Origin of the sequence: Blautia sp. MSK.18.38 (assembly GCF_024460535.1) — a bacterium.
Taxonomy (GTDB): domain Bacteria; phylum Bacillota; class Clostridia; order Lachnospirales; family Lachnospiraceae; genus Blautia_A; species Blautia_A fusiformis.
The window spans coordinates 26,344-52,870 of the sequence record NZ_JANFYP010000023.1; the positions used below are offsets into that span (position 1 = coordinate 26,344).

22 protein-coding genes, 1 tRNA gene and 1 pseudogene are annotated in these 26,527 nt (G+C 45.6%); 2 read left to right on the top strand and 22 right to left on the bottom strand.

All coding sequences use genetic code 11. From position 1 onward, the window contains the following. Positions 1 to 31: 31 nt before the first annotated feature. The 5 genes from NE638_RS13645 to NE638_RS13665 form a co-directional block, all read right to left on the bottom strand. Positions 32 to 2,044: an NlpC/P60 family protein gene (locus NE638_RS13645; protein ID WP_173746413.1), complete on the bottom strand. Its 2,013-nt coding sequence runs from the start codon at positions 2,042 to 2,044 to the stop codon at positions 32 to 34. 263 nt (positions 2,045 to 2,307) lie between these two features. Next, positions 2,308 to 2,904 (bottom strand): zinc dependent phospholipase C family protein, encoded by a 597-nt coding sequence (locus NE638_RS13650; protein WP_022426477.1) that lies wholly within the window; start codon positions 2,902 to 2,904, stop codon positions 2,308 to 2,310. Positions 2,905 to 3,063: 159 nt separating this feature from the next. After that, entirely contained in the window at positions 3,064 to 3,378 is a 315-nt protein-coding gene (locus tag NE638_RS13655; protein ID WP_173733748.1) for a hypothetical protein, read from the bottom strand. Between the two features lie 191 nt (positions 3,379 to 3,569). Further along, complete coding sequence (locus tag NE638_RS13660) at positions 3,570 to 4,580, bottom strand: uroporphyrinogen decarboxylase family protein (protein ID WP_138277409.1); 1,011 nt, start codon at positions 4,578 to 4,580, stop codon at positions 3,570 to 3,572. A 54-nt stretch (positions 4,581 to 4,634) separates the two neighbouring features. Continuing rightward, a complete protein-coding gene (locus NE638_RS13665; protein WP_022426479.1) occupies positions 4,635 to 6,035 on the bottom strand; it encodes an MFS transporter in 1,401 nt (466 codons plus the stop codon). A gap of 261 nt (positions 6,036 to 6,296) precedes the next feature. On the opposite strand from NE638_RS13665, the gene NE638_RS13670 reads away from it, so the two are divergent. After that, positions 6,297 to 7,877 (top strand): PucR family transcriptional regulator, encoded by a 1,581-nt coding sequence (locus NE638_RS13670; RefSeq protein WP_022426480.1) that lies wholly within the window; start codon positions 6,297 to 6,299, stop codon positions 7,875 to 7,877. A 21-nt stretch (positions 7,878 to 7,898) separates the two neighbouring features. Here NE638_RS13670 and NE638_RS13675 read toward each other — a convergent pair whose 3' ends face one another. From NE638_RS13675 to NE638_RS13710, 8 genes and pseudogenes are all read right to left on the bottom strand, one after another. Continuing rightward, entirely contained in the window at positions 7,899 to 8,681 is a 783-nt protein-coding gene (locus NE638_RS13675) for an arylamine N-acetyltransferase family protein (RefSeq protein ID WP_021650844.1), read from the bottom strand. A 15-nt stretch (positions 8,682 to 8,696) separates the two neighbouring features. Then, positions 8,697 to 9,236 carry a DUF2284 domain-containing protein gene (locus NE638_RS13680; protein ID WP_049946982.1) on the bottom strand — a complete coding sequence of 180 codons (540 nt, stop codon included), beginning with the start codon at positions 9,234 to 9,236 and terminating at the stop codon, positions 8,697 to 8,699. A 16-nt stretch (positions 9,237 to 9,252) separates the two neighbouring features. Then, positions 9,253 to 10,953, bottom strand: coding sequence for an ASKHA domain-containing protein (locus NE638_RS13685; protein ID WP_237971280.1), 1,701 nt, complete (start codon positions 10,951 to 10,953; stop codon positions 9,253 to 9,255). Positions 10,954 to 11,044: 91 nt separating this feature from the next. After that, positions 11,045 to 11,677, bottom strand: coding sequence for a corrinoid protein (locus NE638_RS13690; protein ID WP_015524728.1), 633 nt, complete (start codon positions 11,675 to 11,677; stop codon positions 11,045 to 11,047). Between the two features lie 47 nt (positions 11,678 to 11,724). Then, complete coding sequence (locus tag NE638_RS13695; RefSeq protein WP_021650848.1) at positions 11,725 to 12,540, bottom strand: methyltetrahydrofolate cobalamin methyltransferase; 816 nt, start codon at positions 12,538 to 12,540, stop codon at positions 11,725 to 11,727. Positions 12,541 to 12,866: 326 nt separating this feature from the next. After that, positions 12,867 to 13,799, bottom strand: coding sequence for a homoserine O-acetyltransferase MetA (metA, locus tag NE638_RS13700; RefSeq protein WP_118752962.1), 933 nt, complete (start codon positions 13,797 to 13,799; stop codon positions 12,867 to 12,869). Positions 13,800 to 13,890: 91 nt separating this feature from the next. After that, on the bottom strand, positions 13,891 to 15,852 hold the full coding sequence (gene ligA / locus NE638_RS13705) for an NAD-dependent DNA ligase LigA (protein ID WP_110102176.1): 1,962 nt from the start codon (positions 15,850 to 15,852) through the stop codon (positions 13,891 to 13,893). An 85-nt stretch (positions 15,853 to 15,937) separates the two neighbouring features. Then, a pseudogene (locus tag NE638_RS13710) lies at positions 15,938 to 16,588 on the bottom strand (pseudouridine synthase); the annotation flags it as partial. 112 nt (positions 16,589 to 16,700) lie between these two features. Between NE638_RS13710 and NE638_RS13715 the strand changes: the two are divergent. Next, complete coding sequence (locus NE638_RS13715; protein ID WP_173740488.1) at positions 16,701 to 17,237, top strand: N-acetylmuramoyl-L-alanine amidase family protein; 537 nt, start codon at positions 16,701 to 16,703, stop codon at positions 17,235 to 17,237. 65 nt (positions 17,238 to 17,302) lie between these two features. On the opposite strand, the gene NE638_RS13720 is transcribed toward NE638_RS13715, so the two are convergent. From NE638_RS13720 to NE638_RS13760, 9 genes are all read right to left on the bottom strand, one after another. After that, a complete protein-coding gene (locus tag NE638_RS13720; protein WP_022426066.1) occupies positions 17,303 to 18,223 on the bottom strand; it encodes an SH3 domain-containing protein in 921 nt (306 codons plus the stop codon). 57 nt (positions 18,224 to 18,280) lie between these two features. Then, positions 18,281 to 18,352, bottom strand: a tRNA-Arg gene (locus tag NE638_RS13725). A gap of 207 nt (positions 18,353 to 18,559) precedes the next feature. Further along, positions 18,560 to 19,390 (bottom strand): hypothetical protein, encoded by an 831-nt coding sequence (locus NE638_RS13730; RefSeq protein ID WP_021650909.1) that lies wholly within the window; start codon positions 19,388 to 19,390, stop codon positions 18,560 to 18,562. 34 nt (positions 19,391 to 19,424) lie between these two features. Beyond that, positions 19,425 to 20,489: a DUF6077 domain-containing protein gene (locus NE638_RS13735; protein WP_173746415.1), complete on the bottom strand. Its 1,065-nt coding sequence runs from the start codon at positions 20,487 to 20,489 to the stop codon at positions 19,425 to 19,427. Between the two features lies 1 nt (position 20,490). Beyond that, positions 20,491 to 22,785 (bottom strand): xanthine dehydrogenase family protein molybdopterin-binding subunit, encoded by a 2,295-nt coding sequence (locus tag NE638_RS13740; protein ID WP_110102172.1) that lies wholly within the window; start codon positions 22,783 to 22,785, stop codon positions 20,491 to 20,493. After that, complete coding sequence (locus NE638_RS13745) at positions 22,782 to 23,252, bottom strand: (2Fe-2S)-binding protein (RefSeq protein ID WP_015524717.1); 471 nt, start codon at positions 23,250 to 23,252, stop codon at positions 22,782 to 22,784. The genes NE638_RS13740 and NE638_RS13745 overlap by 4 nt, the downstream gene beginning before the upstream one ends. Continuing rightward, positions 23,249 to 24,061, bottom strand: coding sequence for an FAD binding domain-containing protein (locus NE638_RS13750; protein ID WP_022426069.1), 813 nt, complete (start codon positions 24,059 to 24,061; stop codon positions 23,249 to 23,251). Before NE638_RS13750 ends, NE638_RS13745 begins: the two co-directional genes overlap by 4 nt. 122 nt (positions 24,062 to 24,183) lie before the next feature. Then, complete coding sequence (locus NE638_RS13755; protein WP_022426070.1) at positions 24,184 to 25,860, bottom strand: alpha-glucosidase; 1,677 nt, start codon at positions 25,858 to 25,860, stop codon at positions 24,184 to 24,186. Positions 25,861 to 25,871: 11 nt separating this feature from the next. Beyond that, entirely contained in the window at positions 25,872 to 26,507 is a 636-nt protein-coding gene (locus NE638_RS13760; protein WP_015524714.1) for a GNAT family N-acetyltransferase, read from the bottom strand. Positions 26,508 to 26,527: the final 20 nt, after the last annotated feature.

A 26,527-nucleotide genomic window follows, 5' to 3' on the forward strand; every position in this document is an offset into this window, starting at 1 on the left:
GGAGACTGCCCTTATCTTCAATCGCTGTCCCTTAGTTTTCCATTTCCAGTGTTTCTACATCATCATCAAATGTATCCACTGCATCGTCCATGGTCTCCTGATCCAGAGTCAGCGTCTCAACTTCATCTTCTTCCTCATCCTCCTGCAAAGCCTTATTCTTAAAATCTGCAAGAAGGTCACTGGAAACAGTATCACCGGATGCCAGTGCATCCTTCAGTGCATCAGATCTAACCACATCCGTGAGGAGCTTTTCTGCACTCTCCTCTGTCAGAACATCATTCTCTGTAGCTGTGGTCTTATTTTCCTCCGCTGTTGTATCCTGATAGAAGGATGGCTTTCTGATATAACGGAAGCTTGCACTGTATGCCTCACCAACCGTTACACCATTCTTGCTTGAGGAACAATGTACTGCAATCCAGTCGCCGGAATCCGTCTTTCCGCACAGGATACCAACGTGGTTGTTGCTTCCTGCTTCCGGTCCTCTCTGGAATACCAGATCTCCTGGCTGTGCATCTGCTTCGCTGACAACACCGGCCTTCTCCCATTGGTCAGAGGTTCCGTCTCCAACTGCTGCCTGCATTCCCTGATCCTTATATCCATTGATCACTGCCCAGGTAACAAAGCCGCTGCAGTCCAGACCATATGCACGGAGCGTACCGGAGCTTCTGCTACCGTCTGCTGATACCTTCTCAACGGAGCCCCAACTTGGATCTTCTCCGATCACCGTAGATTTGCCGCCCCAGAAATATCCGACCTTGCCAACCAGTGAATACGCTGCGGTGATAACATCTACACGATCCTCAGAAACATTGTCTCCCACGCTTTCACGGACAAAGCCTTTGGATGCGGTAACTACCGCACAGAGAAGCTTACAGTCTGTTTCCACATATTTCTTAAGGACGCTTCTGTCTTTCTTTGCAATATTGTTCTTCTTGATGTAGTAGTTGATCTTGCGATTTCCGTAGGATATCTTGGTAATATCCTGCTTGTCCCTGACGATGGGGTTCATCTCCGCAAAGATCCTTGCCAGATCATCCTTGCAGGATGCATCCAATGTAAATGACGTTGCTCCTGCTTTGCTCTTTTCGTAAATATAAACAGCAAGGATATCCTGCCAGTTTCTTACCAGAAGTGTATTCTCCGTATCGGTAAGCTTGTTCTTCTCTTTATATTCTCTTTCGATCTCTTCCATTACAGAAGCAAAATCATCAGAGAAGGACAGATGATAATTGCTCTTAAGACTATCCAGATAAAAATCCTTGCCCGCATGGAGATTGGATACCATATTTGTCACATAAACAGGATCTCCGATCTGTGTTGCTGTGGCGTTATTTCCATCTGTGATCTCTGTATTCTTGTTATCTTCCGTGCTGCTATCATCTTTTTTGTTATCTTTTTTGTTATCACTGTCGTTCTTGTCGACAGCTGCAAGCTTGGCTTCTGCCTCAGTCAGGATCTTATAATTCGTAACCTTGGCCTTTTCTGTATTAGACAGTGCCTCATAAGCTGCACGTACGCTATCTATCTCCGCTTTATCTGCTGCTGTGATCGTTCTGCCTGCCAGTGCTTTGATCTTCCGGATCACCGCCTGTACCTTTGCAGAGTCATCCCTGGCCGGTGTTGCCGTCGGTGCAGGTGTTGCGGTTGGCTCCGGCGTTGCCGTTGGTGCAGGTGTCGCTGTCGGTTCCGGTGTTGCCGTTGGTGCAGGTGTCGCTGTCGGCTCCGGTGTTCCCGTCGGCGCAGGTGTTGCAGTTGGCTCCGGTGTTTCCGTCGGCGCAGGTGCCGGTGTATCTGTTGGCTCCGGCGCTGTAGTTGGTTCCGGTTCCGGTGCAGCAGTTATTTCCGGTTCCGGTGCAGCTGTCGGCACCGGTTCTGCCGGAACTTCTGGTTCCGGTTCACTTACCTCGCTCCCGTCTCCTGAAACACCTTCCTCAGCAACAACATTATCTGCTTCCTCGGCGGCTTTTACTCCGGTTGGAATTGCCAGTACCATAGCTGATAACATCGTGATGCAAAAAAACTTATTCAGGTACTTGTTCTTCATATTTATTAAGATGCTCCCTTCTTTCCTTGAACATCCCTTTACTTCCCCTATAATAAAGGTCTGCCTTAAACCGTTTGATAACTTAAAGTTTAATTCAATTTATTTTAGCATACGAAAATCGTGAAATCAACTGTTCTGGTAGGATATCTCCTTCAATTCATCTATTTTTCACTTTTTATTCACATTTTTGTAAGATTTTTTAGAGTTTACCATAACGTGAAAAAGCCACAGTGCTCTCACACACTGCGGCTTTTTATATACTGTCAGACAGTCACTGCCGGCTGTCCACCCATATGAAACTGTTTTCTGACACAGAGCTGAAAAATCCCCTGTACAACCTGATAGCACACCCGAAGGATAAAACGGATGTCATCGGCAATGCACCGCGGGCTTTCCAGATAATATGCATGACGCTCACGGATATATTCCACAAGTTCCTCAAAGCTTTCAAACTGCTTCGCTTCTTCCAGCTGGCTGTCTGCTGCGCCGCTGAGGATACATTCTCTCAGGCGGTTCTTCAGCTCAGCTTCATAAGAATTATGTGCTGCAAGATTTCCTTTGTATGTTTTGTTATGAGGAAAAGTAAAATAATCAGCCATATAATGCATGACCTCACCGAATCTTCTCCAGTATACTCTGGCATTCTCTTCCTCCGGGTTCTTCTCGACAAGCGCCCTCATCTTATTCTGGAGGTGATCGAATGTTCCGAAAAACTCATGTCTGGTGGTGAGAAACGATGGTTTCAGATCAGGCATGATATTGCCCAGGCAAAACGCTTTTCTGTGCTGCTGGAGACTGTACACCTCAGACATCTGGTCAGCCAGGTATCTGCCTAACAGTATATGTGATTTTTTACGCAATTTTTTCCCTCTTCCTTCTTTCCTGATCCAGATCCTGACCGGTCAACAGTAATTTGGTTCCGCCCGGTCCTCTTCTGGGATCCATAAATCATCCGTTTACCGGAACCAACTTTACTATAGCACTGTTTTTTCAAATAATCAAATAAAGATTATGTAAATTTAATCCAGATCAAAAAGCTGCCGCTGCTTCAGATCAATAGATGCCCAGACGGTACTTGTCTTCGGTTCTCCGTAAAGATAAACCGTGCTGGAAACCTGAGCCCAGACTTTGCAGCTTTTGCGGTAATCCTGTGTACCGTCCTCCTCCGTCTTTCTCAGATATGTCTCGATCCCCGGAACTGTAAGACTGTAGGCAGTGTTCTGAACATTATGGAATTTTCCATCTGCACTGCAATATAACGGCTCATTCTCTTTCCCATAGGGGATCAGGCTTCCGATTTTTTCTGTGGCATGCAGGGCAAACCTAACGTCCACCCTATTTTCGCTTAATTCGTACACATTCAACACAATCAGCGCAATTATTTGTTTTTTACATAAAATAACACATGTAGCAAATTTTATCAAAAAACATCAGAATATACAAGCAAAAAACTGTTCTGCAATCCTGTGTTGAATTGCAGAACAGTTTTTATCAGTTCAAGCGAACACGCGCGATCCGTATTCAGTTAAATTCCATACACCTCTTTATTATATTTTTCAATCTCGTCATCAATAATTGAATCTACATGAGGGAACAGACAACCGGGACCTCCATAGGTAATACATGGAATGAAATGTCCGTGTGGTGCATACTCCTCACATGCTCTTCTGACCTCCTTGCGGATCTCTTCTTCTGTGGAATCCACTCGGTCTACGATCGAAGCATCGATTCCGCCCATAAGTGTCATTCTTCCGTTCAGCTGTTTCTGGAGCTTCGGAATATCATTCTGCGGAAGTGTTCCCTGCCAGATGTCAATCCCAAGATCAACCATATCCTCTATGATCGGTTCCATGAAGGAATCTGCGTGATGCATGATGATCACTCCATGGTCTTTCATATATTTATAGGATCTTTCATACTGTGGTTTGATAAATTCTCTCCATGTGTCCGGACTGATGAACAGGGACTGCTTGGAACCCCAGTCATCATGGGAAAGGATGATATCCGGGTGGAGATTATCAACGATCAGCTTTGTAAGCTGGAAACGGTACTCCCCAATGGCATTGCAGAGATCCATCATATCCTCCGGCTCAAGAAGGAAGTTCACCAGCATATCCTCAAATCCCATCAGGAAGTGAAGCCTCTCAAAAACACCTGTAGGCATAAATGCCATGAAAAGGCTTCCTGAATCCTTTATCTCCTGTGCCTTCTGTTTAAATGGTTCCCATAAAGCCGGATCCGAGCACTGACCGACAATATCCGGAATCACCAGCTGCTCTTTCCATTCTGTGATATCATCAATGACCTTGTTGTCCTCTGTTACATGTGGCATTGCAGCCAGCTGTTCCTGGGGCCAGAGGATCTCAGTTCCGAAAAGATCCTTCATAGGCTCCATACCACGGTGACGGTTTCCACGCACATAATTATTTGCCGGGTTCGGCGGGTAAAAGGTCGCACCCTCATACTGTCTCAGAAGTCGTTCTGGCCTGCCGTCCTTTTTTATCGTTTCAAGTAAAATCTCCGATGCTTTCAACATAATGCTTCCTCCTTTATTATCCTGTGATCTTTCAAAATACCCGATCACTTATCTTTATGATCTTGCGTCAATCTCAGCCTGATACTGAAGAACCTTTTCCTTTGTGATCTTAAATCCAAACACCAGAAGTAGAAGACCTGCCAGACAGAAAATAGCCGGAACAAGTGCAAAGGAAATCGTCATTCCCTGACGGGCCGTTCCCTCAAGAACAACTCCGGATTTCCAGCCTACCGCCACAAGACAGGCGCTGAGGATCGTTCCTCTTAAGAATACGGCAATCTTCAGCGGAAGATTCTGTAATCCCATAATCCATCCGGATGCATCTTTTCCGCTCTTCCATGTTGCATACACTACAGTGTCCGCATAAAGTGCAGGTGAAGCTGCAAAAGCCATACCATAGAAGAACTGGGCAAGTGTCATAAGGGCGATCACTGTCATTGCATTTCCATAGAAAATATATACAAGGAACAGTGATACTGCCATTCCTGCATAAGCAATGATCATAGTTGTACGGGACGATATTGCTTTTGCAATGTATCTCATGGAAAAAGCTCCGATGATGGCACCGATGGCAACACAGAGAAGATAAGTGGTCATCAGTCCCGGATTTCCCATTGCATCCCTGAAATAGTAAATAGCAGATGCTGCTGTTACAAATTTCACACACCATTTTGCAAGGTCTGCCAGCATCAGGACCATAAGAGGCGGATTCTGAAACAGGGAAGCAAACATCTCTCTGATCGTGATCTTTGTTTTGTCATTTTTCTTTCCTGCGGTTTCCGTTTCAATCTCTTCATAGCCTTCCGTCATCTTGAAATGGGCGAAATAGGTTACGACCATCAGAATACCCAGGCAGAAAGCTGCTGCTGCAAATTTATTTTTCTCACCGACATATCCGGCAAGAAGTGTTGCAAATGGAAGACCCATATAGGAAAACAACAGACCGCCTATGTTATTCCAGGTTGCCCTGGAGGATGCAAGCGTTGCTTTGTCTTCCGGTGTTTTACCAACAATACTGATCAGGGTTGCATTGGCAACATAGCTGAAATTCCATGCCACATGAGATGCGATGGATGCGGCAATGATCACCACTGCCGAAAGCCATTCATTATCACTGACACGTATGAACATGAATGCGTACAGAAACGGCACCATCCACGGAACCATGATCAGCCAGGAACGATAACGCCCCCATTTCTTTGCTTTTGTGCCATTGATGATTCCTCCGTAAAGCCAGGACAGACAGGCATCAACAATGGTAAATACGGAATTGATCACACCAGCCACACCAGCTGCAAAGCCTGCCAGATCCGTCAGAAATGTCATAAAGTAAAATGTCTCGATATTACTCATAAGAACAAATCCGGCATCACCAACACCAAAGAAATATTTCAGGGCATTTGTAAGACCCTTTTTCTGTTTCGGATCTTGTTTCGGTATTTCATTTTTACTCATTTTCTTTCCCCCTTCGCTGTTTTTTGTGGGACCGGCCATTTCCACAACTTCACGTTACCTTTGATGGTTATAGTATAGTTGTTTTTTTCTTGTTCGTAAATCCGCACACTTCTTCATTCTTTCTCCAATGCTTCATACTTTTTGTACAGTTATTATTGTAAATATGCACAAATAATTCCCTCTCCGTTTTCTTTTTATTTTCCGTCTAATATGTTATAATTTCCTATAAATACAAGGCTTTTATGAATTGGAGGAAATATTTTGAACAAAAGAGAGCATTTCGTGAATAGCCCGCATACAGGCTTCCATCTTAATCTCCAGATCATTGCTGACGATTTTGCGGAGAAAAAAGAGGATGTTTCCATCCTCTGCCGTGAAGACCCCCTGACGCTGGATGGTCTTCGCATATATCAGGCAGGAGCCCTGCTGAAGCCATGCTACCTTTATCTTGTCTTCGGCAATTCTCTTTCCGAAAGCTTCCTGCGATACCAGAACATCGCATTTGTAGTGGTGGGCTCCGGTGATCTTTCATGCTTTTCCGAAAGCTGCAGGATCCTTCACATTAAGGGAACCCTTTCTTTTTCTGAGGTCTTCAACCAAATACAGCAGACCTTTGACAGATATTCTGACTGGGACAGTAAACTCCAGCTTGCACTTGGAAGTATCGATCCGCTGAATGAGATGCTGGAAGCCAGTCTGGATATATTTCATAATCCGGTTTTTGCCCACGACACCAACTTTTATATCCTTTCTTCTCCCCGGCACGTAACCGGTATGTCCGAATGGGTCCATGACCAGCGTACAGGAAGACTCATCGCACCTTTAAGCCTGATTCAGGATTTCAAGCTTGACGCCGAATACCAGCGCACACTTATCACCCACGGCGCCAATATTTATTCCGAAGAGCTCCGCGGTTACCGTATCCTCTACATGAATCTCTGGGTCAGCGGCAATTATCAGGGCCGGCTTTGTGTGGATGAGCTCCAGACGGAGATACAGCCCGGACATTTTTCTGCTCTTGAGTATCTTGGCTCCTTTATCGAGCTGTGCATCCGTCGGCACAATCTGTTCCAAATTTCAATGGGAAATGACTCCCGGCAGTTTTTCACGGAGTATCTTTCCGGAAAGCTCACAGAACTACAGGCAGTTACCGATCAGATCCAGTATCTGAACTGGAATCGCCATGACCGGTATCTTGTACTTCGTCTGGAAACCCAGCAGCAGGATGACCGTATGCACTCTTCCATCGCCACACTGGGACACATTGAAGCCCAGATCCCGGAAGGTCTGGCCTTTACCTATCAGCAGGGAATCGTTGTGATCGTTAATCTGTCCTTTAAGCACTCTGTATCTTCCGATGTTATCAGTTCACTTGCGATCATCCTGCGCGAAGGGCTTTTTAAAATGGGAGTAAGCTCTGAATTTCGTGATTTTCTCCTGATCCCTCAGGGATATATTCAGGCTGTTTCCGCCTTGCGCCTGGGCAAAAAAAGTCAGAGCATGGCCTGGTGCTATCATTTTGATGCTTATCTTCTGGAATATATGCTTTCCCAGATCAGCCATCAGATCAGTCCCGAGCTTCTGGTCTCTTCACGGCTGGATGCACTGCAGAATTATGACCGAAAAAACAATACTGAGCTGTATCACACACTCAAGGTCTATCTGGAGCATGAACGCAATTCTCTTCAGACAGCCCGTGAGCTTTTTATACATAGAAGTTCCCTGACCTACCGTCTGGAGCGCATCCAGAAACTCACAAAGGTTGATCTGGATAATCCGAAAGACCGGCTTCTTCTGCAGCTCTGCTTTCTTCTGCAGGAAAAGGACCAGACTGTCACCTGACAACCTGGTCCTTTTTTCTGCTTATATCTGTAAAAACTCCAATCCGAAATAATGTTCCATCCATAGCCTGATGGTTTCTTCCGAATCGCTTATTTTCGTTTCAATGGATCCATCTTCCTTCTGGATTGTAAGAACATCCCCGGTCAGCGCAACACTTCCTTCCGGTCTGCAGATGCTCACCACTCTTTTTCTGGTAATTAATACATCTGGAGATTTTGCACAATAGAAATTCAGCAGTTCAAAATCTGCTTCTACTGTAGGAGTCTGTGAAAATCTGAGTATTGGCAGATATTTTTCTTCTTTCCTTCGTTCAACAAGTATCTCTCCGTTTGTATTTCCCGGCTTCATGTTAACACGGTACCATCCGTTTTTTTCTCTGTGGATACCATCCTTCATAAGAACCGGCTTCTTGGGTCCGGGACCTCCGTATCCTACATCACAGTAATAGCTTCCTTCCTCAAAAATAACAAGGGTTGCCCGGTGCAGGACCGGCGGAAGCTCTTCCCGGTTCCACAATATCCTTACCGCCACAGGGATCACACGGAAATCCAAAGCTTTCAGAAGCTCATAAAACAATTTATTCAGCTCGAAGCAATATCCGCCTCGTTTTCTGACAATGATCTTCTCATAAATATCTTCCGACCTCAGAGAAGGAATCCTTCCCTCGTCAAAAACTTCCAGATTTTCAAAGGGAATACTGCAAAGATGAAGGTCCATTATCTTTTCCAGACATTTTTTATCTGTTCTTAATTCACCCTCATATCCGATCCTGTTCAGATATGCCTCCCGTTCTCTGTCATTCATTTTTTCACTCCTGTTCTATTCAAGAAGATAACAGCTGGTATAGGCGATCGTACAGGGACCATAATAGTATTCCAGACCATTTGCCTGGCATACCTGTGTTACCAGCATTCCATAGGCTTCCATCGAAGAAAATGCCTGTTCGGGGAAACGGCATGGAGCATCCGGATATGTACACGTTTTACATTTTGTACAGCACCCGGCCCCTATGGGGAGCATGCCCGGCCATCTTTCTCTGAGCATTTTTTCAAATTCATAAAAATTCTGTTTATGAACCGCTTCGGTCTCCATCATCGTCTCTCCGTCCAAAGGATCCTCCAGTTTCCCCACTGTCTGGACAATAATGCCTTCCCTGTACTTTTCTATCTTTTTTCTGCATACTTCAAGATCTCCGCATCCGGGAGGACAGCTCCAGCGTTTTGCATACATATGGCAGGTATTATTTTTGCACATTTCCCTTACCTCCGGCATAAGCTGGATCGAATCGCTCTTCAGAAGTGCTACATGAGAAAATCCTGCCTTTTTTCCCATCTCTTCCAGTTCTTTTATATTAAGCATATCCATTCTCCTCGCATTACGGAAAGCATAAGCCATCCACAAAACAGTCCTGGAACTCCGGCGAAGCTGCCAGCTCCACAAAATCCATATTTTTGACAGTTCGATCCATTTCTTTTCTTTCCTCTTCATTCAGGAGTGCGATCCTGGCACCTTCGCCTGCCGCATTTCCCACCGGCTGTATCCTGGGCAGCAGCTCAGCCGGGAACATCCCGATCGCCGCCGCACTTTCCGGATTCATGTAATTGCCGAATGCACCGGCAAGATAGACCCGTTTAATATCCTTTTCTGTGATCTCCAGTCTTTTCATAAGAAGAAAAATTCCTGCTGCGATAGCCGCTTTTGCCAGCTGCACCTCTCCGATATCCTTCTGTGTCAGATAAACGCCCCTGTCATTTCCCGACTTTTCCGGAGGTACCAGCACAAACACTCCCGCCTTTTCCTGGCCGCTTTCCAGATGACCACTTTCATCAATAAAGCCAGCCAGGTACAGCTGTGCCACAAGATCGATCAGACCTGAACCGCATAAGCCTGCCGGAGCCTTATTTCCTATAGTCGTGTATTCCCATTTTCCATCTTTGTATACTACATGATCTACTGCTCCTGCTCCTCCGCGCATCCCGCACTCGATCTTTGCACCTTCAAATGCCGGACCGGCAGCTGTTGAACAGCAGGCTAATCTCGTTTTATTTCCAAGGACCATCTCCCCGTTCGTTCCAATATCGATCATAAGGCTGATCTCGTTCTGCTGATCCTGTCTGAGCGCCAAAATGCAGCCACAGGTATCTGCCCCTACATACCCGGCTATATCAGGCAGCATAAGCAGCTGCCCCTTTCTGTGGATATGGAGCCCATATTGCTCTGCATTCAGTGTAAGCCCCTGACTGATCGCCGGATTATACGGTGCATGGACCAGCGATGCCGGAGAAATCCCAAGAAAAAGATGATGCATGCAGGTATTTCCTACCACAGATACCTGACAGATATCTAATGTGCTTCTTCCTGCTTCCTCTGCCAGTTCCTGGAGCATTTCATCAACCGCATTCCGTATGCAGCCGGTCAGCTGCTCTACGCCATGCTCCAGAGCATGATCCGCCCGCATGATCACATCTGCGCCATACTGAGTCTGTGGGTTCATTCTGCTCTTGAGAGCCAGCTGCTTCCCGGTCAATGCATCCATAAGATAGCCGACCACCGTCGTGGTACCTATATCAAAAGCCGCAAAACAGATTTTTTTCTCTTCTCTGCTGATATCCAGGATCTCATTTCCTGCACAGATCACATACCATTCTTCTGCTTCTTTTCTGCAGCCGTAAAGCTTCGATGCAATTTCAGTATCAGGCAGAACAGGTTTTTCCACATCCAGCTGTTCTGTCAGCCGCTCCCATTCAGAGCGGTTGTCTCCTGTCTCCGGTTTCTTAAGAATCACTTTTTTCTGTTTCAGATCAGGCCTGAACGCAACCGGTCTCTGCATTCCTTCTGTAAGGATCTCCTCTTCCTGGCATCCGGACAATGTATCTACTTCAAGGTCACTATGGATTTCCGTCTGACATGCAAGCACCATGTGATCTTCTATTTTAACACGACATTTCCCGCACTTTCCCCGGCCTCCGCAGGGTGCATCAGGAACCAGCTTTGCTTTTCTTTCCGCCTCAAGGATCCTGGTACCCGGTTCCACCAGGATCTCCTTTTCCTCCCTGATAAATTTTATTCGGTACATTTTCATCCCTCCGATGGTCACTGTAAAGCAAAAGCCGCTCTGCCGTCTATGCCATGCACAGACAATACAGAGCGGCCCGTTTTATTTTCCCTTATGCTGCCAAAGCTTTTGCAAGAACTGCTGCGCTTGCTGCATCTTCTGAATATCCATCTGCGCCGATCTCATCTGCAAACTCCTTCGTGATCGGTGCTCCTCCAACCATGATCTTAACATTGCTTCTGAAATCTTCCGCATTAAGTGCTGCAACTGTATCTTTCAGAGCCGGCATTGTAGTTGTGAGCAGCGCTGAAAGTGCAATTACCTTAACATCCGGATTTTCTTTGTAACATTCAATAACCTTCGATGCAGGTACATCAACACCGAGATCAATAACTTCAAAGCCGGCACTTTCGATCATCATCGCAACAAGATTCTTTCCGATATCATGAAGATCTCCTGCTACAGTAGCGATGATAAGTTTTCCCATACTTCCTGTAGCGCCGGATGCAAGATGTGGTTTCAGAACCTCAACACCCTTTTTCATTGCACGGGCTGCTACCAGCATTTCCGGAACAAAGATTTCTCCGTTCTTAAATCTTTCACCTACAACAGCCATTGCATCGATCATGCTGTTAAGAATCTCTGTTGCCTCACAGCCTTCATCAAGAGCTGACTGTACAGCTGCACCTACAAGTTTTGCTTTTCCTTTTTCTACCAATTCTGCTACTTCTGTGATTTTTGACATAATCAAACACCTCCGCTTTTTATCCGCATTCCGCATATGCGTTTTATTTATTTTTTTACAGGTCCGATCAGACCTTCTCTGTATGCTCCGATGTATTCCATACAGTAATCATCCAGACCAAGCAATGCCTCTGTTGCATATACAAGTCCAAGCATATCTCTGTTTGTAGGATCCATGATCGCACTGTCAAGGCCGGCATTCATTGCAAGTACCACAAATCCGAAATTGATAAGCTTACGTACCGGCAGATTGAAGGAAATGTTGCTGATCGCCGCTGTAATGTGGATCATTGGATACTGTTTACGGACACTTGAAATTACTTCCACGTTCATCGCAATACCATCTTCAGATGTACAGAGCATCTCAACCAATGGATCAATATGGATACGATCCGGTGAAATTCCGTACTCTTTCGCTTTTGCCATGATCTTGTCAAATACCTTCAGCCTGTCTTCCGCACTTTTGGGGATACCTGTATCATCGCTTAGAAGTGCGATAACCTGCCACCCTTTATTTTCAGGCTGTGCCATAAGAGGAAAAATCTTATCGATCTTATCCCCTTCACCGGATACAGAGTTAAAAATACCCGGTTTTCTGCAGAATTTGTAAGCTTCTGTAAGAACATCTGCGCTGGGACTGTCTACGGAAATCGGAAGATCTGTCACTTCCTGAATACAGTCGATCATCCATTTCAAGGTTTCTACTTCTTCTGCTTCCGGAACAGATGCGCAACAATCGATATAGCTTGCTCCTGAGTTTGCCTGAGCAAGTGCCCGCTGCTTGATGAATTCTGCATCTCTGTTTGCGATCGCCTCCGCCACAGAGGGGATGGATCCATTGATTTTTTCACCTATGATTATCATACTATTTATCCTCCCGTTAACATATTCTGGCCTGCATCAAGAATTGTTACTGTCCATTCCGTTCTCAGTAACACGCTACGCAGAATATTACCAATGAACAGTAACCAAGAATTCTTATTTCAGTTCCATGTCTTTTATATAATGATTGTATCAAAATAAATGCAAAAAACCAGCCGCATTTCATACCATAAACATTGCATTTATTCCTACATTTTGTAGGAATGTTTTTTAGGAAAGACCTTCGTAAGCAGCAATCTAAAATAAGCCCATAAATCATAGCTTTGTCTACGATTTATGAGCTTATGCTAACACTTATTTCATATTCCTTAAATTTCCCTGAAATCCGGTGTCCCGTACAGATCATACGGAGTACTCTGGTATACGTAATAATTCAACCAGTTCGTATACAGGTTGTTGGCATGGGCCCTCCAGGTGAGGAGTGGTTTGTTGTTTGGATCGTCATCTTTGTAATAGTTCTTCGGGATTTCAATAGGCAGACCCTTGGCAAGGTCTCTCTTATATTCGCCATCCAAAGTCACGCGGTCGTATTCCGGATGTCCCATAACAAAGATTTTACGTCCTCCCTCTGCCATTGCAAGGAACAGACCAGCCTCTTCGCTTTCCGCCAGGACCGTAAGGTCTTTGCATGCATGGATATCTGCAATAGGAACTTCTGTGTGTCTGGAATGCGGCGCAAGAAATACATCATCAAAGCCCCGGACCAGCGGGATCTTACGGTTCAGTACCCTGTGCTGGAAAAGTCCGAACATTTTCTTATCCAGAGGTTTTTTCTCCAGGCCATAAAAATGATAAAGACTGGCCTGCGCTGCCCAACAGAGAAAGATCGTGGAAGTCACATGCTTCTCAGTCCAATCCATGATCTCAGTCAGCTCATTCCAGTAATCCACTTCCTCAAAAGGCATCTGCTCTACCGGTGCTCCTGTGATGATCATTCCATCAAATTTACTTTTCTTTATATCGGTGAATGTTTCATAAAACTTGTTCAGATGGCTGAGAGATGTATTCTTGGCTTCATGGCTCTCCACAGCCATAAATGTCACATCCACCTGCAGCGGTGTATTGGAAAGAGAACGCAGAAGCTGCAACTCTGTTTCTTCTTTCAGCGGCATCAGATTCAGGATCAGAATCTGGATCGGACGGATATCCTGGTGCATGGCACGTTTTTCGTCCATTACAAATATATTTTCTCTCTCCAGGATCTCCTTTACCGGAAGATCCCCCTGTGTTTTGATTGGCATTGTTTGCCCTCCTTATATATGAAGCGTCTCTTATAAAGGAGCCGCTCGGCTTTTTTCTTCAGATAAAAAGTATCTCCAGTCTGTACGGCCTTTACTGCACTCCGGCAAGTTTCCGAAAATCTTCTTCTGAAAGGATCGGAATCCCCAGTTCTCTTGCCTTTTTGTTTTTGGATGAATTGGACTGGATGTCGTTATTGATCAGATAATTGGTCTTTTTGGTAACTGAACCGGTAACCTTGCCTCCCAGGGATTCGATCAGCTCTTTGGCCTCACTTCGATTTCCAAAGTGCACCAGACTTCCTGTGATCACAAAATTCATTCCTTCAAAGATCTGTTCCTGTTTGGGACTGTCCTCCTGAATATGAAGAAATCTCATCAGATGATCCAGGCGGCGATTATTATCCTCATCCCTAAAATAAGCTACCAGATTTCCGGCAATGACCGGCCCGATGGTATCAATATCACTGACCTCTTCCAGACTGGCATGACGTATCCTGTCCAGATCATTGTCAAAATGACGGCAGATCACCTTTGCATTAGCCAAACCGATATTTGCGATCCCAAGACTGTAGATCACCCTTGGAAGTGTAGTCTCTTTCGCCCGTTCCAGACTTTCCATAAGATTATCATAGGATTTCTGCCCAAAGCCTTCCATTTCCACGATCTCATCTTTATACCGGCTGATCTCAAAAATATCGCCAAAATCATGGATAAATCCCCTGGCAATAAATTTCTCCAGTGTTGCCTCGGAAAGTCCGTCGATATTCATGGCATCCCTGCTTGTAAAAAGCCCAAAGGATTTGATCTTCTTGGCCGGGCACCCCGGATTGACGCAGAAAAGACATTCCACATCGTTTTCTTTCTTCACTACCGTTTCCTGTCCGCAGGCCGGGCAGGTATGCGGGATCGGTGCATTACCGCTTCCGGTCAGATTTTCCGCGATCTGAGGAATGATCATATTTGCTTTGTATACACGAATGGTATCTCCGATCCCCAGCTTCAGTTCCTTCATGATACTGATGTTATGCACACTGGCCCTGCTCACTGTGGTTCCTTCCAGTTCCACCGGCTCAAAAATTGCTACCGGATTGATCAGTCCGGTCCTGGACGGGCTCCACTCAATCTCCAGAAGTCTCGTATCACGCATCTCATCGGCCCATTTAAATGCCATGGCGTTCCTTGGAAACTTGGCCGTAGTTCCCAGAGATTCTCCGTAAGCAATATCATCATACAATGCCACAAGCCCATCTGACGGAAAATCATTGGTCGTAACTGCTTCCGCAAAGTAATCCATCGCTTCATCCAGAGTTTCCGCTGTGACTTTTCGATATTCCACAACTTCAAAGCCCTGTTCATTCAGCCACCGAAACTGCACCTCCCTGGAATTCCGGAAATCCACGCCTTCCGCACTCACTAAAGAAAAAGCATAAAACCGTACGTTTCTCTTCGCTGTAATTTCGTTATTCAGCTGGCGGACAGAACCACTGCAGAGATTTCTGGGATTTTTGTATTTGGCATCTGCATCTCCGATGGTTTCGTTGATCTTTTCAAAATCCGAATAGGTAATGATGGCTTCTCCGCGAAGTACCAGTCTCCCTTTAAAAGAAATTTTCAAAGGTATGTTCTTAAATACTCTGGCATTATTGGTAATAACCTCTCCCACAATACCATTTCCTCTGGTAACTGCCTTTATAAGCTCTCCGTTTTCATAGGTAAGCACGATCGTTAAGCCATCCAGCTTCCAGGATAAAAGTGTAGGATGTTCCCCGATAAACTCTCTCAAAGCTTCTCTCTCTTTAGTCTTATCCAGAGACAGCATCGGTCTCTCATGTTCTTCCTTGGGGAGCTGCTCCACTGCCTCATATCCTACATTAACGGTTGGACTGTCTGCCAGAACGATCCCTGTTTCTTTCTCCAGTGCGCTCAGAGTGTCGTACAGGGCGTCGTACTCCACGTTGGACATGATCTCCCTGTCTTCCTGATAATAGGCCCTGGACGCTTCCCGGAGCTTTTCTCCCAGCTCTTTCATTTTTTTTATGGATGATTCGTTCATGGCTTCCTCCCGTCCTTTTTTCTGATTTTTCGGAGGAAAGCATCTCCTCCAGTTCTTTTCGTTCTTCCGGTCGGATCTCACGATATTTCCCCTCTTCCAGGCCATCAATATACAGATTCATGATCCGAACACGTTTCAGTGTTACGACTTTATATCCGAAATATTCACACATACGACGGATCTGGCGGTTCAGACCCTGGGTAAGGATGATACGAAAACTGTTTTTCCCTGTTTTTGTAACCTTGCAGGGACGTGTGACCGTATCAAGGATCGGCACTCCGCCGCCCATACCACGGATAAATTCTTCTGTCACCGGTTTATTCACGGTCACCTGATATTCCTTTTCATGGTAGTTCCCCGCCTTCATGATACGGTTCACCAGATCTCCTTCATTGGTAAGGAGAAGCAGTCCTTCGGAATCTTTATCCAGCCGTCCTATGGGATAGATCCGCACCGGATAATCCAGATATTCTGTTACTGTCATCTCATTCCGCTGCTGCTTGGTACTGCAGACAATCCCTTTTGGTTTATGAAAAAGAAGCAGGATCTTTTTTTCCTGTTTTTTTACAGGCTTTCCGTCAATACAGATCTCCGCATCCGGAAGGATCTTCATTCCTGTGGAAACCAGTTCTCCATTGACAGTAACCCTCCCCGCTTCTGTCAGGCGGTCTGCCTCTCTTCTTGAGCAGACTCCTATATCGCTTAAATATTTATTGATTCTGATTTTTTCGTCCATTGTTCTATTATATATTTTTTCCCACGTGTTCGCAACCGGTTATTTTTCTTGTATTTTCTTGCTCATTATTGTATGATAAACAGAAATATACTTAAATATCAGGAGGAAAATCATGTCAGAGCATACTCCACGTATGAACCGGCTGCTGATCTTTGTCGCTGTTTTCCTGTGTCTGATCTGCGGTATTCTCTTTACCCAGTCATCGGCCGGTCCTTTTGAAAGCAGCAGTACTTCCGTAGTTTCCATAAATACCAGCGATATTTCGACTATTGAACCAAGTTCAGATCGCGATCACCATACAGATGCATCGATATTTTCCGGCGCTCCCTCACCTTCCGCCACACCGTCTCCTGTTCCCACAGAGATTCCCGAAACAGAAAAGGTTTCGCCGGAGGCAGAAAACGGAGTCTGGACACCGGATGGCACCAACTGGAAATTTATGGTTGACGGAACCGCCTATACCGGATGGCTTACCGACACAGATAGTCATCGATATTATTTCAATAAGGACGGAATCATGCAGACCGGCTGGATCACCCTAGGCAAAAAACGTTATTATCTGGACGAAGACGGAATCATGCAGACCGGAACCATCACCGTAAATGGAAAAAAATATACATTGGCAGCAGACGGTTCACTCAAAAAATGATCTTTCGTTATATCAGGGCAACAAAAATGCAGGTTCTTCCGGAACCTGCATTTTATTAACCCTTATTATTCTAACAGACCACTATAGACATAACCGGTCTGTCCATCATAATCAACCTGTATCCAGTCGCCTTCCTGCCCTTTCTTTTCAACTTCCGTTCCTGCAGAAAAACCACCGATAACCTCACCCTCTGAATCTGCGGAAGCACGAACATTACAATCCTCTGTAACTGTAAGCATTGTTCCTGCATCTGCGGAAGCACTGGCATCTTCACCAAGGCCCTGAAGGAATTCTGCCAGAGAGGGATCACTCTCCTGCGCAGCTTCATAGTCCGTCTTTACCTTTGTGATAAGCTCCTGCACATCCTTCTCAGATTCCAGTTTTTTCACATAGGCACTGATATCTGCATCGTCATCAGCACCACCTTTGATCTTCAGATTGCCGTCACTGCCCGTCTCCACATAAAACTGGCTCAGTGCCGGAACCGGAGTCTCAATTCCAGTACAGATATAATTAAAGACTACATAAACGACATACGAATCGTCCGTCAGTCCCTTCTTAGCGTAAACATTCTGTACTTCATACCCATCAATATAATCCCTTGAATTAATCTGCGACTCGTCAGCCGGCGTAAATCCGTCCTCAATCGTCTTAAGTGTTGCAATGTCTTTTTCCCCAAAAGCTTTATAATAGCTCTGAATCAGCTCGGTTACTTCCGTGCTGGCTTTTTCCATGGTTGTCTCCGCATCCGTATCTGCCGCGGAACTGGCGTCTTTCTTCTCGTCTGTCTCCCCATCATTTGCCGGAGAAGAAGGATCATTTTCCTGGTTACTTTGGGCTGTTGTCTGATCTTTATTGGAATTCCCCTTCTTACCTCCAACACAGGCGCGGACGCCAAAGATCAGAACAAGCACGATCACCAGAATGGCTCCGCCTAACATAAAATAGCGAAGGTTATCTGATAACCATTCTCTGAAATCATCCAAGTTCTTGTCCTCCTTATCATAACAACACGCCGGAACAATTCCCACTGTTCCGGGTAACACACCTGAAGGGAATCGAACCCCCGCACATGGTACCGGAAACCACTGCTCTATCCACTGAGCTACAGGTGCATAATGAAAAACATAACTTCTAAATTCAGGTATGAAATTATCAAAGTAGGTTTACACTGTTTATGATTTTAACACAAATCCATGAAATTGTAAAGATTTTTTTAAACAGTACATATTCATCACACATTTTATGGTTGCTGTTCACTCCGTTCTCCGTATCATTTTACGCACTTTAGTCATTTTTCCAGGCCAGAAGGGCGAACACATTCACCCTTCAAACCTGTATACCACATATTTTTCTGTCTGTGCAATAGGGGTACATCCTGCCTGACGGATATAGTCATGATTTGTAAGATCTACCGGAAGAACGAGATAATCGGTTTCCGTTCTTTTCAATACCTGCCGGAACTTATCGATCCCTACATCCATCTGATAACTGATCACATCCATGATCACTTTCTGGATCTGGTAGGCCTTGCTGTTTTCGTAGTTTCCTACCACAGTACTTCCTGCACGATACAGGATAAAATTACGATCCAGAACAAGAATCAGTGACGGATCATACTGTCTAGCCACCAGATTCAGCTCATTGTCAAAAACAACCTTGGGTTGTTCTTTATCGCAGTCCTGATGGATCACATCGCATACTGAGCGCAGCTCATTCGGGACTTTATAGATGTTTTCCGCCATCACATAATCTTTTGCAATGCCGGGAACAGGTGTCCCCGTAGTGACGATCACTGCCGCAAGGATCAGCGCTGTTACAGCCTTCAGCCATCGAAACCTTACCGCTTCTACGATCCGTACAGCATAATAGGCAGCACCCGGGATCACCGGAAGGATCCAGATAAAGCGATAATATTCACTTTCAAAATGTACCTTTGGTATCACATATTTTACAAGAACCGGATTATATACCGTAAGTGCCAGAAAGACTAGATAATACAGGAATACTCTAGATTCTTTTCTCCTGCGGTAAAAAATATCCCAGAGTATACCTGCCAGAAAAAATACAGGCAGCATACAGCCACTCCAGTAATTTTCCATACAGATCTGCACAAAACGCAGTCCCAGTTCTTCGATCGTTACTCCCGCCATTTTCTTCTCCTATCCATAGTATCTTCCCAGTTTCCTATGATGCCGGAAATGCGATCCATCCAAGCTTCGCCGAAAAATAAACCAGGGCATACAAAAATCCCGGCAGCATACAAAGCACATAGGGAATCGCGTAGGAAAGCTTTTTCTTCAGCACCATCACCGGAAGGATCGCCGTACTGACTACCGCAGGATAAATAAGGGAGGATCCTGAAAACGTCAGCGCACTGACTGCAGCAATGAAAAGCAGCACCCAGCTCTCTTTATTTCTGCCATCTTTGTTGAGCCAGAGCCGTATACTTACCAGAAGCGCTGCCGGAATAGAAATATTTGCCAGCAGGGCCTTCCCTTCATAAACCCGCATAAACGCAAAGGTTCCTGTTGTATAGATAGAAAAAGAAAACAATTGCATCAGACACACAAAAAGAACCATCAGGTCTGCTTTTTTTTCATCTCCACGAAAAAAGCTTTTTCCGATCTGGTAGATCAGAAGATTGATCATCAGCATGTTGATCACAGACATCACGACCTTGGACTGAACGATCGGGTGGATGCCCAGAAGGACACACCACACCGCATTGTTCATCGGATATGCAGAAAGATCATAGCGGAGATTAAAATTTCTCTGGATAACACCGGTAAGCGGACTGTATCGGGCAAGAGTGTCTGTATACACGGAAGTGCTTACTGCACCAATATAATGTGTTGCATCTGCAGTAACGTCCTGATATGCAGCCACCAGAAAACACTGCAGGATCACTGCCGCAGCGGTCAAAAGCAGCAGCAGTGAATGCTTCCGAAATGTTTCTCCTATCCGGTCCAGCTGTCCCTTCCAAAGTTTATGCGAAAACAGACATGCTGCCAGTACACAAGCTGCCATGATCACCATCCACAGATACGAAAAGGTACTCAGTTTTACCCATTTCAGTGTCATAGGAACTGCAAGTATCTCAAAAACCGCAAAATACAAAAGATATCCCAAGACCAGTTCCATGGTTACTTCCGTCTTCATTTTCAGTATCCGTGTCAGCAGACTTCCTGCACAGAAAAATACCAGCAGCTCCAGGATCAGTCCGGCAATTGCCAGTATCAGCTCCTGCATTTCACACCTTCTCTCCGGCTTCTCTGGCAAGGATTCCCATTGCAACCTTCTCCGGAGTGATCGGGAGCTCTCTGACACGTACACCTGTTGCATTATAAACCGCATTGGCAATAGCCGGACAAGGTGTATCGATCACAAGTTCACCAATGGATTTTGCACCGAAAGGACCTGTCTTCTCGTAGCTGCTCTCAAACTCGATCCGCACCTTCGGAATATCCATACGGTTGGGGATCTTATACTGCATAAAAGAATTGTTACGGATCTTTCCCTTATCTGTATACTGCACATCCTCATACAGAACCATTCCGATTCCCTGACCGATACCGCCTTCTGCCTGCACTCTGGCAAGATTTGGATTGATCGGAGTTCCACAGTCGATCACGCCCACATAATCAATGACATCGATCTGTCCGGTCTCTTTATCGACCTCCACTTCAGCGGCACCTACCATAAACGGTGGCGGAGAGATCGGAGAAGAATATTCTTTTACAACCTGAAGCTCACTGCAGACTCCACAGGTCGCTTTTCCTGCGATCTGCTGCAGCGTTACCTCTTTTCCGTCTTCTGTGCGGACTTTTTCTCCGTCAAAATCAGAATCCTCTGCAGATACTCCAAGCATCTGTGCGCCAAAAGCGTGGATTCTCTTTCTGAGTTCTCCGCAGGCCTGGATCACGGCATTTCCAGTTGCATAGGTTGTGGAAGATGCATAAGAACCGGAATCATAGGGAGAAATATCTGTATCCACACTGAATACCACGATATTTTTCATATCTGTATCCAGACAGTCTGCTGCCATCTGAGCAAGAATGGTATCACAGCCGGTTCCCATATCAGAACATCCAAGTGCCAGGGTATAGGAACCATCCTCATTTAATTTAATGTCTGCTCCGCCGACATCGATCCCTGCAATAGATGAGCCCTGCATGGCCATAGCGATACCGACACCCCGTACTTTGCCGTTACCCATATCACGGAACGGATATTTCTCATCCCATCCGATCATTTCCTTTGCACGGGCGAGGCATTTATCCATGGTACAGCTGCCGTTGATCGGTACATCCGGATATCCCGGAAGTGCCTCTCCCTCCATAGGCATGTTCAGCTCGCGGAATTTTACCGGATCCATCCCCATCTTATGAGCCAGCTCATCTGCTGCGGACTCCACAGCAAAAATACCCTGTGTGGCACCATAGCCACGATAAGCGCCAGCTGCCTGCATATTGGTGTAAACAACATCATAGGCAAAACGGTAGGCTTCCGTATGACGATACAGCGCAATGGATTTATGGCCTGAAAGTCCTACGGTTGTAGGCCCATGCTCTCCATAGGCACCGGTGTTGGAAAGAGTATAAAGATCGATTGCCTTTACAATACCGTTTTCGTCTGCACCCATACGGATATGGACTTCCATCTCATGACGCGGAGAAGACGCGATCATAGATTCCTTTCTGGAAAAAACGATCTTGGACGGACGCCCGGTAACCCATGTTACCAGTGCCGGGAAAACCTCACTGACAGAAGACTGTTTTGCACCAAAGCCCCCGCCGATACGAGGCTTGATCACACGAACTTTGGAAGACGGAATGTTCAGCGCATTTCCTACGATCCTTCGGATATGGAACGGGATCTGAGTGGAAGAAACCACCGTCAGTCTCTGAAAATGGTCCATATAACAGTAGGTACGGAAGGTCTCCATCATGGTCTGCTGATTTGCCTTTGTGTGGTAAACCTGATCTACTGTATACGCACATTTTTCCAGCATGGCATCCACATCACCCACTTCTTCTACATTGGAGGAACAGAGATTACGCTTATTATCTCCGCCGGCCGGGATCGGCATATACCAGTCATCCTCCGGGTGCACCAGAATGGGATTATCCTTGGCTGTGTGGATATCCAGAACTGCTTCCTCCACACGATATTTTACCTTAATGCGTTTCAGGGCTTTATCTACTGCCTCTTCTGTCTCACCGGCTACGATGGCAACCGGATCCCCTACAAAACGCACATGCTTATCTATGATATAGCGATCCCATGGACTGATCTCCGGCGCTGTCTGCCCGGCCAGGGTAAATCTTTTGTGGGAAACATCCTCATAGGTCAGAACACAGGCAATCCCCTCGATCTTCTTTGCAGCATCTGTCTTGATCTCTTCCACCCAGGCATTGGCATGAGGACTTCTTAAGAGCTTGACGATCAGACAGTCAGAAGGTGCAAGATCATCGGTATAGACCGGTTTTCCGGTTACCAGCGACATTGCATCTGTTTTTGGCACCGGCTTGTTTACGTATTTCATTTTCCTTCCTCCTGTCCTTTTTTATAGTCGAGAAATTTCAGGATACTTCTGGTCTGTCCCACAAATCCCGAACAACGGCACAGATTTCCGGAAAGATACTCCAGGATATCCTCTTCTGTGGGATCTTCCAGTTCCTTTAACATGGCAAATACATTCATGATAAATCCCGGATTGCAGAATCCGCACTGCTCTGCTCCCTCATTTGCCATAAAAGCGCCGAATTCCTTTGCTTCCTCCTGCATTCCCTCCAGAGTCACGATCCGTTTCCCGTCTGCGCGGGCAGCCAGCATGGAGCAGGACAGTACCGGACGTTCATCCATCAGCACAGTACAGAGACCACAGTTTGCAGTCTCACAGCCACGTTTTACGCTGTAACAGCTGTTTTTCCGCAGGAAATCCAGAAGCAGTTCATCCGGACGTACCTCTGCCTGCCGTTTTACACCATTCAGCCAGAAAGTGATATTCATTCTGCTCTCCCTCCGATCTCTTCCCAGGCTCTTCTTGTAAGGACTTTCACAAGAAGACTTCTGTATTCTTTTGAAGCACGCATGTTCTTGTCTGTAGAAACATGTTCCGCTGCATATGCGGCAAAAGATGCTGCTGCATCCTTTTTCTGCTGTGCATTCATCTGTACAAAATCTTTTAAGATTTCCTCTTCATCTTCCACGATCATTGCTTTTCCGGGTCTGGCCCCAATGACAGTTCTTGCTTTTCCGTCAATAAGAGCGGCCGCACAGGTGAGCACAGGAAAATCTGTGGAATTGTTCCGCTGACTTAAGTACACACTGTTCAGCGGCTGTTTTTTTACAATGATATTTACCAGGATATCGTTATCCTTTTCCATGGATGCAAACTGTGCCAGCGGAATGGTTCCGCCATTGTACAGCTCCACCCAGGTATCCAGTGCCAGAAACATGGTCAGTACATCGGAAAATCCGAATCTTCCGAAAATACTTCCGCCCACTGTGGCACAGTTTCGAAACTGCACACCCACAATGTGCCGTACACTTTCACGGATAGCACTGTTTGTATAGGCATTCAGCTCTTTGTGGGTTTCCAGCGCATGAAGTGGTGTCATACAGCCGATCACAAATGCTTCTTCTGTTTCTGTAATAGTATCCAGCCCAAGACCTGACAGATCAATGGCTGTCATGATGTTCCGGTTTCCCATTTTCAGCCAGACCATACCGCCCAGCACACAGGCTGTTCTTTTCTGGTTCAGTTCATATGCCTGTTCAAGGCTTTCTGCCTTTACGTAATTCTTTATCTTCAGCATACTTTATTCCCTTCTGAATTCTCATTCTCTTTCTTTACGGCTGTTTTTTCAGCCGAACATTTATTTTAACAGACTGTCAGCTAAATAGCTATTGTTTTTTTCTCTGCTGTTCTGACGCCGCATTAGACAGCGGTCTCCAGAACGATAAACTGATACGGTTTCAAAATGATCTCTTTTTCTGTGATCTCCACAGCTTTCTGATTATTCAGAAGCACCTCTTTTACTTCTCCCGGCAAAGATACCTTCTGTGACTGTGCCTGCATATTTCCCAGGATCAGAAGATTTTTCTCACCGTTTCTTGTATATGCGATCAGATTCTTCTGTTCTTCCTGATATGGAGCGAATGTTCCGTATACAAGCGTTTCTTTATATTCCGGAGCTTTTCTCAGTGCAGTCAGCTTTTTGTAGAAAGAAAGGAGGGAATCACTGTCCGTTAACTGGGACTTTACATTGATCTCCTTATAATTGGGATTGACCCCAAGCCACGGCTCTCCTTCTGAAAATCCCGCATTTTTCTCTGCGCTCCACTGTACCGGAGTTCTGGCATTGTCTCTGGAAAATGCGGAAGCAGCATCAAGCGCTTCTTTTTCACTGCATCCGGCACGGAGCGCTACCTGGTATTCATCGATGGTACTGATGTCATCGATCTGATCCATAGAAGTAAACTCCATATTTTCCATACCGATCTCCTGACCCTGATAAATAAACGGAATTCCCTTCAGCAGAAAATAAACACCTGCCAGGAGCTTCCTTGAATCCGGACAGCGGTCTTCCGGAGAAATATAGTGACAGACACCTCTTGGCTCATCATGATTCTCAATAATGTTGGAGATCATGCCGGTATCCCCAATCTTTTTCTGCGTATGGAAAATACACTTCTTGTACTCTTCCGGAGTCAGGTACGGTTTGGATGCATACCAGCCATCCTCGCTCTTTCCGTAACAGGTTTCTTCAAAATCAAACATGGATGAAAAATATCCGTTTTCTCCGATAAAATCTTTGATCTCATCTTCCTTTTCATTGAAGACCTCTCCTACAGTAAAAGCATCATAGGGATGAAAGCACTTCTCAGCCATCTCTCCCAGAAATTCTCCAATCCCTTCTGCCTCCTCCAGCATCCTCCCGACGCTGCAGAGCCCATCTGCACGATCGGCAGGATAATCGGAAAACGGAAGCTTCTTCTTGATATTGATAATGGCATCAATACGGAATCCGCCAAGCCCTTTTTCCATCCACCAGCGGATGTTTTTGTAGACTTCCTCTCTTACTTCAGGATTCTCCCAGTTGAGATCCGGCTGCTTCTTGTGGAATACATGGAGATACTGTTTATCCGGATGTCCCGGAAGCTCTTCCCATACCGGACCACCGAAATAGCTTCTCCAGTTGCAGGGAGCTTTATCATCCTTTTTGTCCCGGATATAAAAGAAATTTCCATACTTTCCGTCCGGATCCTTAATGGCCTGCTGAAACCACTCATGCTCATCGGAGCAGTGATTTACCACCAGATCCATAAGGATGTACATTTCTCTTTTTTTTGCTTCTGCGATCAGACGATCCATATCCTCCATGGTCCCAAACCTCGGATCAATCGCATAATAATCTGCAATGTCATATCCCTGGTCTGCAAGGGGAGATTTATAGATTGGGGAAAGCCAGAGGATATCTGCTCCCAGTTCCTTAAGATAATCAAGCTTGCTGATGATTCCTGGGATGTCTCCGATTCCGTCTCCGTTGGAATCATAAAAGCTCTTGGGGTATATCTGATATACCACTTTGTCATGCCACCATTTTCGTTTCATCGTAATTCCTCCTATGCCTGTTTGATCATGCAGTACTGCTTCAGATCAAATCCTTTTTTCTGTACAATGCCGTATAATTTAAATCCGAATTTCTCATACATGGAAACATTTGCCGGATTATGGGTTTCCAGAGAGATCATCAGCTTATGCCTGTCCGCATAATCGATCACCTCATCCATCAGCTTTTCAGCAAGACCGTGATGCTGCATCTTCGGCGCCACTGCCAGATAGATCACATGAAGCCTTTCTGCTGTATGAAGCTGGGAAGTCCAGCTGGAATTCAGATAGTCTTTTCCCTGGATGAATTTCCGCAGGGTCGCAAGACTTGGATCCTCTTTGATCAGATAGCCATCTGTTTTCAGAAGGGCAAAAAAATCCACCATCAGATTATGTAAGGCTGCTTCATGCTCCGTTCCGTCGGATACTACCAGGATACTGTTCAGCTCACTGCTGTCTGCATAGATCTCGCAGGTCTCAAAAAACTCCGTAAGATCACAGGTAAAAAGCTCCGGCATCAGCCGTTCTCTGGTATCCCTGTCCGGGATCAGTGCATGATACAGAGGATCCTCCGAAAAACATACGGTCAATATCCGGATCAGCTTATCCAGATCTTCTTCTTTCACTCGGTATAAATTATGGCTTTCCATTCTTTCCTCCAGGTATGGTT

Coding starts and splice junctions, on each gene's coding strand:
- NE638_RS13695 (WP_021650848.1), bottom strand. CDS start 12,540: ATGATAATCATAGGTGAAAAAATCAATGGATCCATCCCCTCTGTGGCG.
- NE638_RS13665 (WP_022426479.1), bottom strand. CDS start 6,035: ATGAGTAAAAATGAAATACCGAAACAAGATCCGAAACAGAAAAAGGGT.
- NE638_RS13660 (WP_138277409.1), bottom strand. CDS start 4,580: ATGTTGAAAGCATCGGAGATTTTACTTGAAACGATAAAAAAGGACGGC.
- NE638_RS13745 (WP_015524717.1), bottom strand. CDS start 23,252: ATGAATATCACTTTCTGGCTGAATGGTGTAAAACGGCAGGCAGAGGTA.
- NE638_RS13750 (WP_022426069.1), bottom strand. CDS start 24,061: ATGCTGAAGATAAAGAATTACGTAAAGGCAGAAAGCCTTGAACAGGCA.
- ligA (WP_110102176.1), bottom strand. CDS start 15,852: ATGAACGAATCATCCATAAAAAAAATGAAAGAGCTGGGAGAAAAGCTC.
- NE638_RS13645 (WP_173746413.1), bottom strand. CDS start 2,044: ATGAAGAACAAGTACCTGAATAAGTTTTTTTGCATCACGATGTTATCA.
- NE638_RS13675 (WP_021650844.1), bottom strand. CDS start 8,681: ATGAATGACAGAGAACGGGAGGCATATCTGAACAGGATCGGATATGAG.
- NE638_RS13690 (WP_015524728.1), bottom strand. CDS start 11,677: ATGTCAAAAATCACAGAAGTAGCAGAATTGGTAGAAAAAGGAAAAGCA.
- metA (WP_118752962.1), bottom strand. CDS start 13,799: ATGCCAATCAAAACACAGGGGGATCTTCCGGTAAAGGAGATCCTGGAG.
- NE638_RS13735 (WP_173746415.1), bottom strand. CDS start 20,489: ATGCAGGAGCTGATACTGGCAATTGCCGGACTGATCCTGGAGCTGCTG.
- NE638_RS13740 (WP_110102172.1), bottom strand. CDS start 22,785: ATGAAATACGTAAACAAGCCGGTGCCAAAAACAGATGCAATGTCGCTG.
- NE638_RS13715 (WP_173740488.1), top strand. CDS start 16,701: ATGTCAGAGCATACTCCACGTATGAACCGGCTGCTGATCTTTGTCGCT.
- NE638_RS13755 (WP_022426070.1), bottom strand. CDS start 25,860: ATGAAACGAAAATGGTGGCATGACAAAGTGGTATATCAGATATACCCC.
- NE638_RS13730 (WP_021650909.1), bottom strand. CDS start 19,390: ATGGCGGGAGTAACGATCGAAGAACTGGGACTGCGTTTTGTGCAGATC.
- NE638_RS13685 (WP_237971280.1), bottom strand. CDS start 10,953: ATGTACCGAATAAAATTTATCAGGGAGGAAAAGGAGATCCTGGTGGAA.
- NE638_RS13680 (WP_049946982.1), bottom strand. CDS start 9,236: ATGCTTAATATAAAAGAACTGGAAGAGATGGGAAAAAAGGCAGGATTT.
- NE638_RS13760 (WP_015524714.1), bottom strand. CDS start 26,507: ATGGAAAGCCATAATTTATACCGAGTGAAAGAAGAAGATCTGGATAAG.